The 16,784-nt window shown below is 68.2% G+C and carries 14 protein-coding genes; 11 read left to right on the top strand and 3 right to left on the bottom strand.

The window, feature by feature from the left end; all coding sequences use genetic code 11:
• Window positions 1-335: 335 nt before the first annotated feature.
• Together KA383_05710 and pyrE are read left to right on the top strand one after the other, a co-directional pair.
• The gene (locus KA383_05710) at window positions 336-974 is read left to right on the top strand and encodes a MarR family transcriptional regulator (GenBank protein MBP7745609.1); all 639 of its coding nucleotides are present in this window, start codon (window positions 336-338) and stop codon (window positions 972-974) included.
• Window positions 975-976: 2 nt separating this feature from the next.
• Window positions 977-1,510, top strand: coding sequence for an orotate phosphoribosyltransferase (gene pyrE, locus KA383_05705; protein MBP7745608.1), 534 nt, complete (start codon window positions 977-979; stop codon window positions 1,508-1,510).
• Window positions 1,511-1,543: 33 nt separating this feature from the next.
• On the opposite strand, the gene KA383_05700 is transcribed toward pyrE, so the two are convergent.
• A complete protein-coding gene (locus tag KA383_05700; GenBank protein MBP7745607.1) occupies window positions 1,544-2,425 on the bottom strand; it encodes a homocysteine S-methyltransferase family protein in 882 nt (293 codons plus the stop codon).
• Window positions 2,422-3,258 carry a sugar phosphate isomerase/epimerase gene (locus KA383_05695; protein MBP7745606.1) on the bottom strand — a complete coding sequence of 279 codons (837 nt, stop codon included), beginning with the start codon at window positions 3,256-3,258 and terminating at the stop codon, window positions 2,422-2,424. Before KA383_05695 ends, KA383_05700 begins: the two co-directional genes overlap by 4 nt.
• Before the next feature lie 457 nt (window positions 3,259-3,715).
• On the opposite strand from KA383_05695, the gene KA383_05690 reads away from it, so the two are divergent.
• The 4 genes from KA383_05690 to KA383_05675 are packed head-to-tail and all read left to right on the top strand — an operon-like array spanning window position 3,716 to window position 8,084.
• Complete coding sequence (locus KA383_05690; GenBank protein MBP7745605.1) at window positions 3,716-4,261, top strand: arginine decarboxylase, pyruvoyl-dependent; 546 nt, start codon at window positions 3,716-3,718, stop codon at window positions 4,259-4,261.
• 5 nt (window positions 4,262-4,266) lie between these two features.
• Complete coding sequence (speB, locus tag KA383_05685; protein MBP7745604.1) at window positions 4,267-5,148, top strand: agmatinase; 882 nt, start codon at window positions 4,267-4,269, stop codon at window positions 5,146-5,148.
• Between the two features lie 50 nt (window positions 5,149-5,198).
• Window positions 5,199-6,686: a hypothetical protein gene (locus KA383_05680; protein ID MBP7745603.1), complete on the top strand. Its 1,488-nt coding sequence runs from the start codon at window positions 5,199-5,201 to the stop codon at window positions 6,684-6,686.
• Between the two features lie 42 nt (window positions 6,687-6,728).
• Window positions 6,729-8,084: a tryptophanase gene (locus KA383_05675; protein ID MBP7745602.1), complete on the top strand. Its 1,356-nt coding sequence runs from the start codon at window positions 6,729-6,731 to the stop codon at window positions 8,082-8,084.
• Between the two features lie 10 nt (window positions 8,085-8,094).
• On the opposite strand, the gene KA383_05670 is transcribed toward KA383_05675, so the two are convergent.
• Window positions 8,095-9,735, bottom strand: a complete 1,641-nt coding sequence (locus KA383_05670) for a right-handed parallel beta-helix repeat-containing protein (GenBank protein ID MBP7745601.1) — start codon at window positions 9,733-9,735, stop codon at window positions 8,095-8,097.
• A gap of 356 nt (window positions 9,736-10,091) precedes the next feature.
• On the opposite strand from KA383_05670, the gene pepF reads away from it, so the two are divergent.
• The 5 genes from pepF (at window position 10,092) to KA383_05645 (ending at window position 16,775) form a co-directional block, all read left to right on the top strand.
• On the top strand, window positions 10,092-12,026 hold the full coding sequence (gene pepF, locus KA383_05665) for an oligoendopeptidase F (protein MBP7745600.1): 1,935 nt from the start codon (window positions 10,092-10,094) through the stop codon (window positions 12,024-12,026).
• Window positions 12,027-12,212: 186 nt separating this feature from the next.
• Window positions 12,213-12,761: a hypothetical protein gene (locus KA383_05660; protein ID MBP7745599.1), complete on the top strand. Its 549-nt coding sequence runs from the start codon at window positions 12,213-12,215 to the stop codon at window positions 12,759-12,761.
• A gap of 129 nt (window positions 12,762-12,890) precedes the next feature.
• A complete protein-coding gene (locus KA383_05655; protein MBP7745598.1) occupies window positions 12,891-14,831 on the top strand; it encodes a DUF1080 domain-containing protein in 1,941 nt (646 codons plus the stop codon).
• Between the two features lie 184 nt (window positions 14,832-15,015).
• Window positions 15,016-15,957, top strand: a complete 942-nt coding sequence (locus tag KA383_05650; GenBank protein MBP7745597.1) for an ABC transporter ATP-binding protein — start codon at window positions 15,016-15,018, stop codon at window positions 15,955-15,957.
• Complete coding sequence (locus tag KA383_05645; GenBank protein MBP7745596.1) at window positions 15,954-16,775, top strand: ABC transporter permease; 822 nt, start codon at window positions 15,954-15,956, stop codon at window positions 16,773-16,775. Before KA383_05650 ends, KA383_05645 begins: the two co-directional genes overlap by 4 nt.
• Window positions 16,776-16,784 lie beyond the last annotated feature (9 nt).

Below are 16,784 nucleotides of genomic sequence, written 5' to 3'. Positions count from 1 at the left end.
AATCTCCGGAGCCCAAAAGGAAAGCGGCTGCGACGTAGCGTGCCGATCGTATCCAGCGCAACGACCGGGCACGAGTCGGATTGACACTGCGGCGGGCGAGACGCCCGCACCACCCCGCGAGTCACCGGCGAGGCTCACCGGCGAGACGCCGCTGCCACAGACAGCAAGGCGGAGGCTTTGCTCCCCCCCAGGGCAACGCCGGAGGTTTGAGGTGTCCGGCGCGGATGCCAGTCTGGCTGAAGGCTGACCGCTGATCGCTGACCGCTTGTTCCAGCTTGATATTTGGCCGGCGGGCGCTATGTTCAATTAGTTCTGAAAGTTCAAAGGAGACTGCCATGCCGGACCCGCTGGCCGAGTCCCGCTCCTTGCTCGTCCGCCGCTGGGGCGAAATGGGCGGCTACTGGGGCATCAACCGCACCATGGCCGAGATGCACGCCCTGCTGTTTGTCTCCGACCGGCCACTGTGCACCGACGACATCATGGCCCAGCTCCACGTCTCACGCGGCAACACCAGCATGAACCTGCGGGCCCTCGTCGACTGGGGCCTGGTCGAACGGGTGCACCAACTCGGCGACCGCAAGGAGTACTTCCAGGCCGACGTCGACGTGTGGCACATGTTCGAGACCATCATGCGCGAACGCCGGCGGCGCGAGGTCGAGCCGATCATCGCCACCATCGACCGCTGCCGCGCGATGATCGCGGATGCCCGCCCGGACAGCGTGCGCGACGCCGCCGCGGCGCGCAGCTACCGCCAGCGCCTTGACGAGCTCCAGGGCTTTCTCGCTACCATGAGCAGCCTGTTCGAGCTGGTGCTGCGCTTCGGTCGCGAAGGCGTCACGCAGCTCGCCCAGACGCTGGCGCCGCCGGCGGGCCGACCGATTGCCCAACCGGCCGAGCCGAGTGGTGTCGCCGCCCCACAGCCTGCGCGGCGCGGCGCCCGCCGGACGACGCGCGGCAGTACGAAGAGAGGTTGAACATGACCGATGCCGAACTGGCCCAGGCCCTGAAGGCCGCCGCCCTGCTCGAAGGCGATTTCACGCTCCGCTCCGGACGCAAGAGCAAGTACTACCTCGACAAGTATCTGTTCGAGACGCAGCCGGCGCTGCTCCGTGAGCTGGCGCGCCGCTTCGCCCGGCACGTTACGCCGGAGGTGGATCGCATCGCGGGCGCCGAACTCGGCGGCATCGCGCTGGCGGCGGCGACGGCGCTGGAAACGGGCAAGCCGTTCGTGATCGTGCGCAACTCGAAGAAGGCCGGCTACGGCACGGGCAAGCTCATCGAGGGGCGGCTCGAAAAGGGCGAGCACGTGCTGCTGGTCGAGGATATCGCCACGTCCGGCGGCCAGGCGATCGAGGCGTGCAAGACACTCCACGACGCCGGCGCACAAGTCACAGAAGTCGTCGTCACGATCGATCGGCAGGAAGGCGGCAAGGCGGCGATCGAAGCGGCGGGCCTGCGCTTTGCGGCGCTGTTCACGACCAGCGATCTGGGGGTGCAGCTACCGAAGTGATGGGCGGCACTGCTCCAGAGCAGTGGCAGCGAGTCACTTGTGCCTGGCGACGACCTTTGCCACCCGGCGGATATGCTCCGGGCCGCTGCCGCAGCAGCCACCGATGATATTCGCGCCCGCGTCGAGGAGCTGCGGCACGAACCCGGCGAACTCCTCCGGCGTCTGCTTCCACACCGCGCGGCCGTCTTCGAGCTCCGGCAGACCCGCGTTCGGCTTCACCCACAGCGGCAGGCTCGTCGCCGCCCGCAACGCGACCACCGCCGGCAGCACGTGGTTGATGCCGCTGCCGCAGTTGCAGCCGATGATGTCTGCACCGGCATCCTCCAACGCCGTCGCGCACTCCCCCGCCTGCGCCCCCATCATCGTCCGCGTCCGCTGCGGGCCGGCGTCAAACGACATGCTGGCGATCACCGGCAAACCGGTCGCATCCTTCACCGCGCGGAGCGCCAGCAGGATCTCCGCCAGCTCCGAAAACGTCTCCAGCACGATGACGTCCACACCCCCCGCCGCCAGCGCGGTCGCCTGCTCGACGAATACCGGAGTAAGCTGCTCCGGCGTCGCCTCGCGCACCGCCATGATCTTCCCGCTCGGCCCCATCGAGCCGGCGACGAAGGCAGCACGCTCGCCCACGGCCGTGCGCGCCAACTCGGCGCCGCGCCGGTTCAACTCCTCCACGCTGATCGTCAGCTCGCGCCGCTCCACGCCGAAGCGGTTGGCCGCGAAGGTGTTGGTCGTGATGAACTGCGCCCCGGCGTCGAGATAGGTCTGCGCGAGTTCCAGAACAATCTCGGCGTGCGTGACGTTCGCGGTCTCCGCCATGACATCGCCCGGGACGCCGCGCATCTGGAGCTGTGTGGACCAGCCGCCATCGGCCACCGTGCGACCGGCCCGCAGCGCTGCACAATCCAGTTTCATGCTTGCACCTCACACGCGGGCCGCCCGGCCAGGATGTTCTTCAGCCGGCGGCAGACTTCGCCCGGATCGCCCGGCCCTTCGTAGGTCAGCGGTCCATCATACCCGCACGCCGCCAGCGCGCGGACGACGGCGGGCCAGTTCACGCTGCCGGAACCCAGCGGACAGAAGCCCGCCGGCCCCGGGCGCTGCAGATCATAGTCCTTCGCGTGGACCCGCGCGATGCGGCCGCCTAGCGTGGCGATCCAATCCTCCGGGTAGCCGTACGGCAGGAGGTTGCCCGTGTCGAGATAGAAGCCCACGTACGGCGAGTTGATGCGATCGAGCAGGTCCGCCGCCTCGACCGGCGACAGGAGGAAGCGGTTCCAGACGTTTTCCAGCGCGAGCACGACCGCGCGCGCTTCGGCGGCGAAACGCAACTCGGCAAGTGCGTCATAGGTTCGCAGCAGCGCGTCGGAGTAAGTGACGCCGGGACGCGGATCGCCGGCCTTGCCGACCACCGCCGGCACGACCAGCACCGCGCCGGCCTGCGCCGCGGCCGCGCGATCCAGGAGTTGCAGGGTCAGCTCATGGGCGCGCTGCCGATCCGCGGCGTGCGGAGCGGCGTAGTTGAACCGCCAGAATAGTCCGTTCGCGAGGCCGGCGATGCGTACGCCGAGGCTGGCGGCGTGCCGGGCCAGTCGCGCAAACTCGCCCGTGGGCGTATCGGGCCGCAGCGGGCCTTCGTCGGCGACGACCAGCTCGCAACCCGCGAAGCCCGCTGTCGCTGCCAAGGCCAGTTGTTCCGCGGGTGGAGTCGGCGGCGGGAAGGTCCAGGCGTTGATCGCGGCGTACATCGGCGCTCTCCGGCGGGACGCGCACCGGTCGAGCGCTGCGTGAGGGGAGCCGGCACGGCCCAGGGCGCCGCGCATTATCGGCGGAGGCGCGCGCAAAACAAGGCCGGCGCCCACTGCGGGCACCGGCCCTTCTCCGGAAAGACTCCTCTCCTCCGGATCGCACACTGACGTCCGGCTCCCGGACATGGGGTCCGGGCCGAAGCCCGGGCACCCGGCTCCACCTCAAGTATTGAAAACAAATTCGCAGCCGCCAAACGGGCGGTGGCCGGCCGCGGGGCGCGTGAACGGCGGCGCGTTTTTTCGGCGCTTGCGTTGTGACCGCGACCGTAGTTGCTATAATTCGCCCCCTTTGCGGGACGTTCGTCGTGTCGCCCTCGGCCTGGTCGCCGAGGCGGCGAACCGACCCCTGTCGCGTGACGGCGCGTGCTGCCGGACAGGAGGCTCTTTGATGGATTTGATGGTCCCCAAGCGTGTCTTCTTCACCGCGGGCGTGGGCAAGCATCGGCACAATCTCGAGTCATTCGAGGCCGCGCTGCGCGACGCCGGCATCGCCCAGTGCAACCTGGTCAAGGTTTCGAGCATCTACCCGCCCGGCTGCAAGATCATCCCACGCAAAGCGGGCCTGGCCAAACTGATCCCCGGCCAGATCACGTTCTGCGTCATGGCGGAAGCGCGAACCGACGAACCCAATCGCCTCGTCTCCGCCGGTATCGGTCTCGCCATCCCTGCCAAGGGCGACCAGTTCGGCTACATCTCCGAGCACCACGGCTACGGCATGACCGAGAAGAAGACCGCTGACTTCGTCGAGGACATGGCCGCGAGCATGCTGGCCACAACCCTCGGCATCGAGTTCGACCCCGACCTCGCGTACGACGCCCGCCGCGAAGTGTACAAGATGAGCGGCCAGATCGTTCAAACGCGGGCCGTCGTCCAGACCGCCGAAGGCGACAAGAACGGCAAGTGGACAACCGTCGTCGCCGCGGCCATCTTCTTGTTCGAGTAGCCCGCGTGGCTGCGAGCATCCCCGACAACTTCCTCGGCCTGCCCGCGCGCGATGCCGATTACGCCCGCGCGCGCTTCGTCGTGCTGCCGATCCCGTACGAAGCCACGACCAGCTTCGGCGCCGGCACGCGCCACGGCCCGCGCGCCATGATCACGGCGTCCCAACAGGTCGAGCTGTATGACGAGCAACTCGGGCGCGAGAGCCATCACGCCGGCGTGGCGACACTGGAAGCGCTCGAGCCCGACGCACGCGGCCCCGCCGAGATGCACGCCCGCGTCTACGCCGCCGCCCGCCACGTCGTCCGCGACGGCAAGTTCCTGATCGGCCTCGGCGGTGAGCACAGCATTTCGTCCGGCCTGGTGCGCGCGGTGCACAGCCGCTACAAGGACTTGAGCGTGCTGCAGATCGACGCGCACGCGGATCTGCGCGACGAATACCAGGGCACGCCGTACAGCCACGCCAGCGTCATGCGCCGGATCCACGAACTCGGCGTGCCCGCCGTCGGCGTCGGGATCCGCAACTACTCCGCCGCCGAGGCGCGCTTCATCCGCGAGGCGCGCAAGCCGATCTTCAGCGGCCGTACGTGCCACGAGTCGGCGACGTGGATCGACAGCGCCGTCGCGGAGCTGAGCAGCACGGTCTACGTCACCATCGACATCGATGGCTTCGATCCGGCCTACGCGCCCGGCACAGGTACGCCCGAACCCGGCGGCCTGGACTGGTACCACGTCACCGACCTGCTCGCGGCGGTCACCCGTACGCGGCGCATCGTCGCGGCCGACGTCGTCGAGGTCTGCCCGCTGCCGCCCGGCACGGTCACCGAGTTCCTGGCGGCGAAGCTGGTCTACCGCCTGATCGGCCTGGTCTGCCGCGCCAGCCGCGCCTAGCCCGCCGCGCCCCGCTTGCCCGCCGCCGCGCGCCCGCGTAGCTTTTCCACATGCGCAAGCGGCACACACCTCACACCGCGACGCCTTCGGCGCCGCCGCCGGCCACCGGTTTTGCGCTCGGCCGGCTGGCGCTTCTGCTGGCGATCATGGTGGTGGCGATCATCGGCGGCGTAAGCCTGCGCGCGGCGTGGAACCAGCTTCCCTTGCGATCCCTGGCGCGGATCAAGCCGGAGGCGCTGGACGGCAGTTTTCGCGCCGCCCGCGCGGCCTTCGATGCGCCCACGCGCAGCGGTGACCTGCTGAAGATCATCAGCGTGCACATCAACACCGCCCGTCGCGCGCCCGAAAGGCTCGCGGAGTTGTTCGAGGACGCGCGCGCCGGGGCGGCGATGATCACCCAGACGTACGCGGTCCGCCTGCAGTTGGCGGCCCTGACGATGCTCCAGCTCGAGCAGCTTCGCGTGCCGATCGACCAGTGGTGGCCGACCTTCGGGCCCTATTTCGCCGACATGCAGGACGCGTCGTTCAGCCTGTTCCTGCCCGAGCAGTTCGCCGCCCGGACCCGGCTGTTCACGGGCCTGGGGCTTGGCCCCGGTACGGCCCGCCGCAGCGCCGAGATTCAGTTCGGCGAGCCGCACGGGCCCTTCTTGCAGTACTTGGTGGACCGTGTGCAGCAGTTGGCCGCCACCCGCCAGAACATGGGGGACACGGCGGGGGCCGACCTGTGCCGGCGTCTGCTGCGCCGTGTGCTGCGTCAATGGACGCTTGATCCGGGACCGCCGTCGTTGCGGTTGCTGGCAGCCGACCTGCTGATCCGGCACCTCGTGGCCGAGACGGCACCGGCTTCCGGCCCGGCGACCACGGCGCCGGCCGCGCCGCCGGAAGTGGCGGACGCGTTGCGCGCCTGGCGCGCCGCTTATCGCGACAGCGCCGCGCAGCGCGGCGCGCCGCTGCCGCTGTTCGGCACGACCGAGGGCCCCGAGCTCGACTCGCGCGCCCACGACCGGCTGCGGGACATGCTCGGGGCCGCCTTGTGGATCGCCGGCGGGCTGGCTGGCAGCATCGTGACGGCGCTGTTGACGGCGTGGTTCTGGATACGTGCAGCGCGGCCAGGCGCGCTGACGCGGCGCGCGGTGCTGTTCGGGCTGGTGCTCGGCGTGGTGATCGTGGCGGGCGGCCTGGCATGGTCGCGCTTCGCACTCGCGCCGGGGAGCGAGGATTTGCGGCGGCTCGGAACGGCGGACGGCGGCTGGCCGTACCTGCCGCTGCTGCCGGCGCTGGCCGCGCTCGCGCTGCCGTGGCTCGCAGCGCTTTGGCCGGCAGCGCGCGGCGTGCGCCTGGCGCGGGTGAGCGCGGGCGCCGTCATCAGTTGTGCCGTGCTAAGCGTGTCTTTGCCGATTGTGAGTCAACTCGTCCGGACGCGGACAACGCAGTATGAGCAGGCCGTGGCACAGGCGTATGAGCGGGGCGAATTCGAAGCTGTGGCCGGCCCCGACGCCGCGCGCCATCTGGAACCGCTCCGCGCGTGGATCCCATGATGCGCGTCAGCCAAACCCGCAGTACCTGAGTGGAAAAACCTCATGAAGACCATTATCGAACCGTTTCGCATCAAGGTCGTTGAGCCGATCCGCATGACCACGCGCCCCGAGCGCGAGCAGATTCTGCGGGAGGCCGGTTTCAACCTGTTCCTGATCCGCGCGGAGGACGTGCTGATCGACCTGCTCACGGACAGCGGCACCGGCGCGATGAGCAGCCTGCAGTGGGCCGGCATCATGCGCGGCGACGAGTCGTACGCCGGCGCCAAGAGCTGGTTCGTCCTGCGTGACAAGATCCACGAGCTCACCGGCTTCGAGCACATTCTGCCGACGCACCAGGGCCGCGCCAGCGAACGCATCCTGTTCGAGCTGGTGGGCGGCCCGGGCAAGGTGGTGCCCAGCAACAGCCACTTCGACACGACCCGCGCCAACATCGAACACACCGGCGCCCAGGCCCTCGACCTGGTCATCGCCGAGGGCCGCCAGCCGACGACGCGCCACCCGTTCAAGGGCAATATGGATCTCGCGCGGCTCGAGGCGCTAATCAAGGAGGTCGGCCCCGCCCACATCCCGGTCGTCATGATGACGGTCACCAACAACAGCGGCGGCGGCCAGCCGGTCAGCCTGGAAAACCTGCGCGGCGTGCGGCAGATCTGCGACCGCTACAAGCTGCCGTTCTTCCTCGACGCGTGCCGGTTCGCCGAGAACGCCTGGTTCATCAAGCAGCGCGAGCCGGGGCAGCAGGAGCGCGGCGTGCGCGACATCGTCCGCGACATGTTCGACCTCGCGGACGGCGCGACGATCAGCGCGAAGAAGGACGGCATCGTGAACATCGGCGGGCTGCTGCTGCTGCGCGATCCGGCGCTGGTCCAGCGCGCCGACGAGCTGCTCATTCTGACCGAGGGCTTCATCACCTATGGCGGGCTGGCGGGCCGCGATCTGGAAGCGATGGCGCAGGGGTTCGAGGAGGTCGTGCACGACGACTACCTGCGCTACCGCATCCGCAGCACCGCGTACCTGGGCGAGAAACTGCTGGCCGCCGGCATCCAGATTGTCGAACCGCCCGGCGGGCACGCGATCTACATCGATGCGAAGCACTTCGCGCCGCATATTCCACCCGCGCAGTTCCCGGGGCAGGCCCTGGTGGTGGGTCTCTACCGCCAGGCCGGCATCCGCGCGGTCGAAATCGGCAGCGTCATGTTCGGGGAGAATGGGCAGGCTCCGCCGATGGAACTTGTGCGCCTGGCGATCCCGCGCCGCGTCTACACGCAGAGCCACATCGATTACGTGATCGAAGCGCTGATCGATCTGTACCAGGTGCGCGACCAGCTCCGGCCCCTGGAGATCGTCGCCGCGCCGCCTTCGCTGCGGCACTTCACGGCGCGGTTCCGGGAAGTGTGAAGCCGCGGACTTACCGCTCGCTCAGCACCGCCACGAACGGGTTGATGTCGGCGAAGTCGAGCACGCCATCGTTGTTCAGGTCCGCCGTCTGCAGCGCGCAGCCCGGGAACAGGGTGGCGTGCAGGGGCGGATTGCAGAGCGCGAGCACGAACGGCGTCACGTCCGACTCGTCGACCGCCCCGTCGCAGTTGACATCGCCGGTGCAGGGCGTTGCCGGCAACTCCGCGGTCGCGCCGAATTCGTAGGCGCCCATGTCCACCAGCGGCGCGCTGCCGCGCCCCAGGTCGTCGGTCTCGGGATCGTCGACGTAGCGCGCGCAGCCCGCCAGATCCACCGGCAACGGCTCGGTCGTGCACTCGTCACCGTCGACGTCCAACTCGTCGCGCGGCGGATCGGCGTTGTCGCCGGCATCGATGCAGCGCGTCCCTGCCGACAGCCGCAGGTCGCCGTACGCGTCGTCGAGCGTCCCCCACGCACCGTCGGGACCGGGCCCCGGGGGATCGATGAACAGCGGGTCGTCGTCGATGTTGCCGACTCCCGCGACGCCGCCGAAGACGTCGCTGTAGCTCACGTCGAGCACTCCCGAGACGATGTTGAACGCGGAGGGCAGATTGAACCAGATGATGCTGTTCTTGACCCGCAGGTAGGACTCGCCCGCGCCGGACAACGCACCGCCGAGGTCCGATACGTTCTCCGTCAGGGTGCAGCCGACCAGCACGGGGTTGCTCGCATCGCGGGCGTACACGCCGCCGCCGTCGTCACCCGCGACGTTGCCCACCAGCGCGCAGTGGATCAGCCAGGGACTGCTGCCGGTCGCGCACATTACGCCCGCGCCCCAGCGGGTGGCCCGGTTCCCGCCGAGCAGGCAGTTGCGCAGGGTCGGGCTGGCCGAGATCTGGCACAGCAGCGCGCCGCCCAGCGTCCCGCGGTTCCGCACCAGCGTGCAATTCGTCAGATTCACCCGGCTCACGTCGCGACAATACCCGCCGCCGCCGTACGGCGCCACGTTGTCGGCCAGTGTGCAGGCTTCCAGGGAGGCCCAGCTCCCATCCGCGCAGTACATGCCGCCGCCGGCGTTGGCCGTGTTGTTCGAAAGCGTGCAGTTGATCAGTAGTGGCCGGCTGAGGTTGCCGGTGGAGTACAGCGCGCCGCCATACGCGCCCGCGCGGCAATTCGTGATGATGCAGTCCCGGACCGTCGGCCCGCTCTGCACGCAATACAGGCCGCCACCGCTCGCCGCGTGGAACGCCGTCCGGATCGTGAACCCCTGGATCACCGTCGCGCGGCTCTCGCCGCTGCGAAACGTGAAGCCGCGCCCCGCCAGCCCGCAGTCGATGATGCACAGCGTGGGATCGCCGCTGAGGGAGCGCAGCGTCAGTGCCTTGCCGCGGAAGTCGAGGTCGCGATTGCCGACACCGGTGTACAGGCCGTCCGCCACGAGCACTTCCGTGCCCGGCAGCGCCGCGTCGAGCGCCTCCTGCAGCGCATCAAACGGGTGCGCCAGGCTGCCGTCCTCGAGCGGATCGCTGAGCAGCGGGTCGCCCGGCCCGGGATCGGCCGCGCCGTCGTCGTCCACGTAGAGCGGCTCCGCCCAGGCGGCCGCAACCCCCAGGCCAAGTGCAAACAAACCCGCGATCCAGCACCGTCTCATGCTCTGCTCCCTGGCCTCTCCGCATCCGTCGCGGACATGTCTACCCTGCCCCGCCGCAGACGATCATAGCCACGCGGGTGACAGGCCGCCGCCCACTTACCTTCCTTGTACCGAACTCCCGCGCGCGAAAGCAAGCGGAAACTGTCGCCATGCCGCTCCGGGCAGCCCCGGCCGCCCGGCCGCCACGCGGCCGCGTAGGCGCAACACCGACAACGCCGCCGCTCGTCGCGAATTGTCGGACCAGCTTGCCTCCCAAGCGGGCGGCGGCTACCCTCGCTGGTTCTGACACTTCGCCGGGACGATACGCGGGGTCGTCCGGCGAACCGCGCTCGGACTGCCCGCCGTGAGAACTCACCATGAAGCTGCGATGCACCTGGCTGCGTTGGGCGACGAGCGGGCTGTTCGTCGCGATCCTGATCCTGGCCCCCGTGAGCACCACCATGGCCGAAGAGAAGAAGGTCCCGGAGCGGAAGGAGATCGACAAGAAGTACCTGTGGGCCACGGAAAACATCTACCCGGACGACGATGCCTGGGAGGCGGACTTCAAGGCGCTCGAAGCGGAGATCCCCAAGCTGGCGGCGTACCAGGGCAAGCTGGGCGAGAGTGCCGATACGCTGCTGAAGTTCTTCAAGTTCCGGGACGATGTCTCGCCGCGCGCCGAGAAGACCATGGTGTACGCCTTTCTGCGCGGCGACGAGGACACGCGCGACAACAAGTACCAGGCCCTGCAGGACCGGCTGCGCGGCCTGGCCGTGAAATTCGGTGAGGCGACCGCCTGGGTTGAGCCCGAGTTGACCGCCATCCCGTGGGAAACGCTGGACAAGTGGATGCAGGCCAACCCGGACCTCAACCTGTATCGGCACGCGCTGGAGAACCTTTTCCGCCAGAAGAAGCACATTCTGCCGGCGGAGCAGGAGCGGCTGATCGCGCTGGCCGGCCAGGTCTTCTCCGCGCCGGGTACCGCCTACAACCTGCTGGCCAACGCCGACCTGAAGTTCCCGACGATCAAGGATGCGGACGGCAACCTGGTGGAGCTGAGCGACTCGGCGTTCTACATCTTCATGGACTCGCCCGATCGCCGGGTGCGCAAGGACGCCTACGAGGGCATCACCGGCACGTACAAGAGCGTGCGCAACACCGCGGCCGCCCTGCTGAACGGCGAGGTCCAGGGCCACATCTTCAACATGCGGGCGCGCGGCTACGAGAGCTGCCTGGCCGATGCGCTGGATGGCGGCAACATCCCCGTGGGTGTCTACAACAACCTCATTCAGGCCGTCAACAAGAACCTGCCGCTGCTGCACCGCTACACGACGCTGCGCCGCAACGCGCTGAAGCTGGCCGACGGCACGCACGATTACGACCTGTACGCGCGCCTCACGGCCGAGGCGAAGATGGAGTACACCTACGAGCAGGCCGTGGACACGATGTTCAAGGCCCTCGCGCCGCTGGGCGACGCGTACTGCGCCCAGGTGAAGAAGGGCGTCGATTCGCGCTGGATCGACGTGTACCCGACCAAGGGCAAGCAGAGCGGCGCGTATTCGAGCGGGACGTTCCTCACCCAGCCGTACATCCTGCTGAACTTCTACGGCGGCTATGAGGATCTCTCCACGCTGTGCCACGAGATGGGCCACTCGATGCACTCGAACCTGTCGCGCGGCAGCCAGCCGTACGTCTACGCCGACTACGACATCTTCTGCGCCGAGGTGGCCTCGACGACCAACGAGATCCTGCTGGAGAACTACATCCTCAAGCAGATCGAGGACCCGCAGATCAAGCTGTACCTGCTCGGCGAGTTGCTCGAGGGCTTCCGCGGCACCGTCTTCCGCCAGACCATGTTCAGCGAGTTCGAGCAGAAGATCCACGAGATGGCCGAGCAGGGCATTCCGCTGACGGCGGACTCGATGGGCGCGGCCTACGGCGAGATCATGAAGAAGTACTACGGGCCGGACTACACGCACGACGAGCTCGTGAACGACTACTGGATCCGCATCCCGCACTTCTACCGCAACTTCTACGTGTACAAGTACGCGACCAGCTACTGCGCCGCGTCGAACATCGTCGCACGGATCATGGCCAACGAGCCGGGCGCGACCGACAAGTACCTGAAGTTCCTCAGGAGCGGCAGCAGCAAGTACCCGGTCGAGCTGCTGGCGGACGCCGGCGTCGACATGACGTCGCCCAAGTACATCGAGGACGCGATGAAGCTCTTCGAGGGCTGGCTCACGGAGACGGAGAAGCTGCTCGCCACGCAGTCGGGCGGCCAGAAGGTGACGGCGGCGGACAAGCAGTAGCGCGCGCCGGCTCGGCAGAGAACCCGATTTCCACGCACCGGCGGGAGCCCGGCGCACCCGAGAAGGGAGCGCGGGCTCCCGCCGGGCGTTTGCGGGGTCACCCTCCACAGGCCGGACTGGAGCAGCGGCGTTTTGGCGCGCGGTGCCTTTCCGCGCACAATCCGAGCGTACCCGGAGCATCGCCCTATGAACACGGTGGTCAACTACGCGCCAGGCTCGTATCGCCCGATGGCGTCACACCCGCGTCAACGTCGCGGTCGCGTGCTGCTGCTCGTGGTCACGACCGCAATCGTGGGCATCACCGCCGTGCGAATCGAGATCCTCAACCGGCAAGCTGGAGCGATCCTGCCGGCGCGCGAGTTCACATCGGACAGCGGTCATGCAAGATGGCGACAATCGCTGGCAACGAACGAGGCCCGGTGGCGCGAGTTGCACGGCCCGCGCGATCCCGACGGCCAGCCCGCGAGTCGCGCGCTGACGCCGACCGAACAGGCGGAGATAGCCACGTCGATTCGCAGGGCGCAGGCCAGCAACACGTTGCTCGGTGTCGTATCGACGTGGGGCCTGGCTCAGTACCTGCTCGTCCCCGCAACCATCATCCTGGCGGTTACGGTGCTCCTTGACCCGCGCATCCAGCGTCGGATGCGTCTGCTGGCAGCCGCGTGCGCCTGCATCGCGATCGCGGCCGGCGTGCTCATGTTCTATCGTGCGTACTATCCGAGTCTCGGGTGGTAGGCTGGCGGCGCGCACTGCGCCTCGACCGCGAACGCGGTTATAATCCCGCCACGCAACTGCGGAGCGCGCCCTGCGCCCGCATGCTGGAAACCCGCGATCGAAGGCCCTGCGAACACGGAGACGATTTCGATGGCTGCCCGCTGGATCAACCTTGCGTTCGTCGCCACCCTGGCAACCTGCCCCGCACTGGCCGACACCACCCCCGGCCTGCTCGTCCGCTGGTACGACATCGGGCAGGAAATGGCCTGGGTGCCGGAACTGGCCCCGGACCAACTGCCCAACATCGTGAGGGTAGTTCCGACGCTCGACTTGAACTCGGAGCGGAAGGACTTCGCCCCGCTCGAAGACAACTTCCTCACCGAGGTCGTCGGCGTGCTCAAGATCGACCAGGCCGGCACCTACACGCTGCGGCTCATCAGCGACGACGGCGCCCTGCTCTGGCTCGACGGCCGCCAGCGCATCGACCACGACGGCCCCCACGGCGCCACGCCCAAGGACGTCAAGCTGGAGCTCACCGCCGGCGAGCACGCCCTGCGCATCGCCCACTACAACGGCCACGGCGACGCGCAACTGACGCTCCAGTGGCTGCCGCCGGGCGCCGCGCCGGACAAGTTCGAGCTCATCCCACCGACCGCGCTCGGCCACGCCGCCGACACCCAGCGCGACACCGCGCCGGGACAAAAGAAGATCATTCCGCCGCTGCGGCGTGGTCTGCCGGGCGACGGCCGGCCGCTTGGCCGCGCCCACCCAGGTTTCGTGGCTAACAAGGGCGCCGTGCTGGCGCCAGAGCCGGACATGCTCGTGAAGAACGGTTTTGTCTGCGTCCACGGGCCGCTGGGCGATGACCCAGTCGCCTGGCTCCCGGGCGGCGCAACCGAGGGCGACGGTGCCGCGGTCTATACGCCGTTTCCGGAGCCGTATCTCGACCAGGGCCTGGTGGTCCTGCCGACCGAGAGCCTGCGGATCGCCACGGAGCGGATCGGCGGAAGCGTCGGCGTGACGCAGGGCGCCGCGCTGCGGTTCGGCGAAGGGCCAGAGCCCCCGCTGAAGTCGACCGGCCGCACGGTGTTCGAGGTGCGGACCGTGCGGGCGCGGGCCAACGGGCTCGAGATCGAATTCACCAAGCCGCTCGATCCCCGCGTCGGCTGGGAGCGCGAGTCGTACTACGTCGAGCAGTGGCCGTTCGACTGGGAGGGCGGCGTCGGCCCGGTGCGCGACGGCGTCCCCGTGCCGGTGCAAAGCGCCAGCGTGCTGGGCGACCGCACCAAGGTCTTCCTGGAAATCAGCGGCACGGCGCCGTCGCGTGTCTACTACGTGCGCCTGCTGCCGCCGTGCCTGTCGGCGGACGGCGAGAAGCCGTGGAGCACGGAAATCTGGTACACGATGCTCGCGCTGCCGATGGACCTGAAAGGCGATGTCTACCCCCCGCCAGCGGCGGAACCACAGAACATGCTGACCGAGGAGGAGAAGCAGGCGGGCTGGCGGCTGCTCTTCGACGGGCAGACGACGAAGGGCTGGCGCGGCTTCAAGAAGGACGCTTGCCCGGATGGATGGAAGGTGATCAATGGCTGCCTGGTGCGCGTCGGCCCGGGCGGCGACGTCATCACCGAGGAGCAGTTTGAGGATTTCGAGCTGCAACTCGAATGGCGGATTTCGCCGGCGGGCAACAGCGGCATCTTCTTCCACGTCTCCGAGGCGTACGGCTGGCCGTGGGAGACGGGCCCGGAAATGCAGGTGCTGGACAACGCGGAGCACGCGGACGGGAAGAACCCGAAGACGTCGGCAGGCTCGAACTACGCGCTGTACGCCCCGTCGAAGGACGTGACCGAGCCGATCGGCTTTTTCAACAAGGTACGCATCCTGGTGAACAAGGGGCACGTGGAGCACTGGCTCAACGGCGTGAAGGTGGTCGAGTACGAGCTCGGCAGCCCGGAGTGGGAAAAGGCCGTCGCCGAGAGCAAGTTCAAGGACATGCCGCACTACGGTCGCGAGAAGAAGGGCCACATCGACCTGCAGGACCACGGCGACAAGGTCTGGTACCGGAATATCAAGATCCGGGTGCTGGAGTAAGGGTGAGCATGGCGCAGTCTGTGTGCCACTGCTCGCGAGCAGTGCCGCAACTGGGTGCCACTGCTCTCGAGCAGTGCCGCAACCGGGGTGGCATGGTCTGGCGCAGCCAGGCCGTGATCAGGCAAAGGACACGATCTGGCTGCGCCAGTTCGTGCCACCCGAATGCTGCTCCCGAGGCGCGAACGTGAGTGTCTCGTCATCACATAGCGCGGACCATGCTGCCCCCACTGCCCCCGTCGTCGTCGCACGCGGGTTGGCAAAGCACTTCGCTGTCGTGAAGGCCGTGGATGGCGTCGACTTCGAGATCGCGCCGAACGCGTGCATCGGCTTCCTCGGGCCTAACGGCGCCGGCAAGACGACCCTCATGCGCATGATCTACAGCGCGGTGGAGAAGACCGCGGGCGAGGTGTCGGTGTTCGGCCTGACGCCCATGCGCGACCGCAAGCGGATCAACGCGCGCGTCGGCGTCGTCTTCCAGGACAACAACCTCGATGAAGAGCTCAACGCGCTGGAGTCGCTGCTCGTGCACGCGCTGTACTGCGGGCTCGACTTCGCGACCGCTCGCCGGCGCAGCGCGGAATTGCTCGACTGGCTGGCCCTGACGCCAAAGGCCAAAAGCACCATCCGCGAGCTGTCCGGCGGCATGGTCCGGCGGCTGATGATCGCCCGCGCGCTTCTGAACGCACCCGATCTGCTTATCCTGGACGAGCCGACGACCGGCCTCGACCCGCAGGTGCGGCACACGATCTGGGCGGCGCTGCGCGAGTTGAAACGCCAGGGCATGACGATCCTGCTGACTACGCACTACATGGAAGAGGCCCAGCAGCTCAGTGACCAGGTCATGATCATGGATCAGGGCCGGATCATCGTGCGCGGCACGCCCCGCGCACTCATCACCGAGCATCTCGAACGGTACGTCCTGCAGACGTCGGGGCTGGAGCAGGTGCCGCCGCTGAACGGCGACATCCGCCACGAGCACGCCGGCGATGCCGACTACTTCTACTCCAACACGGAGCAAGCCCTGCAGGAGTTGTACGATCGCATCCCTTCTCCGTCGGCGGTGCTGCGGCACGCGAACCTCGAAGACGTGTTCCTGCGTTTCACCGGCCGAGGGCTCCACGAATGAACACCACTCCCCTGCCGACGCCCGACCTCCGCCGGTCTGTCGCGCTGCGCACCGGGCTGTTCTGGAGCCTGTTCGGCGTGTGGCACCGGCACGTACGCGTGTACTGCAAGACGCTGCTGGCGAACTCGACGCCGCCGGTGCTGGAGCCGCTCTTCTTCTTCACCGCGGTCGCGCTGGGGCTGGGGAGCTTCATGCCGGGCGCCCAGTTCGACGGGCTGCCGTACGCCACGTACGTCGCTAGCGGCGTGCTGGTCAGCTCCCCGATGTTCACGGGCGTGTTCGAGACGACGTACGGCACGTTCGTGCGGCTGGTCTACCAGCGCACCTACGACGCGATGCTCGGCACGCACCTGCGCATCAGCGAGATGTTCATCGGCGAGCTGCTGTTCGCGGCGACGAAGGGCGCGGTGTTCTCGACGGTGGTGGTGCTCGTCACGCTCATCTTCGGCGTGCGGCCGACGGCATGGTGCGTGCTCGTGCCGGTGCTGGGTTTTGTCACCGGGTACCTGTGGGGGGCGATCGGGCTGATCGTGACAAGCTACGTGAAGATGATCAACAACTTCACGTTCTTCACGACCGGCGTGATTACGCCGGTGTTCTTCTTCTCGGGCACGTTCTTCCCGATCCGCGGCCACTACCTGGCGCTGGATATCATCGCGTCGCTCGTGCCGCTGACGCCGTCGATCGAGATTTCGCGGGCGATGTTCAAGGCCCAGTTCCCACCGGCGTTGTGGCTGGATATTGCCCTGCTGGTGGCGTACACGATCATCTTTCACAGCATCGCGCTTCGGCGGATGCGCAAGCGCGTGCTGCGCTAGCCGCCGGCG

Source organism: Phycisphaerae bacterium (assembly GCA_017999985.1).
GTDB lineage: Bacteria > Planctomycetota > Phycisphaerae > UBA1845 > Fen-1342 > JAGNKU01.
This window is presented reverse-complemented; position numbering and strand designations above follow the sequence as displayed.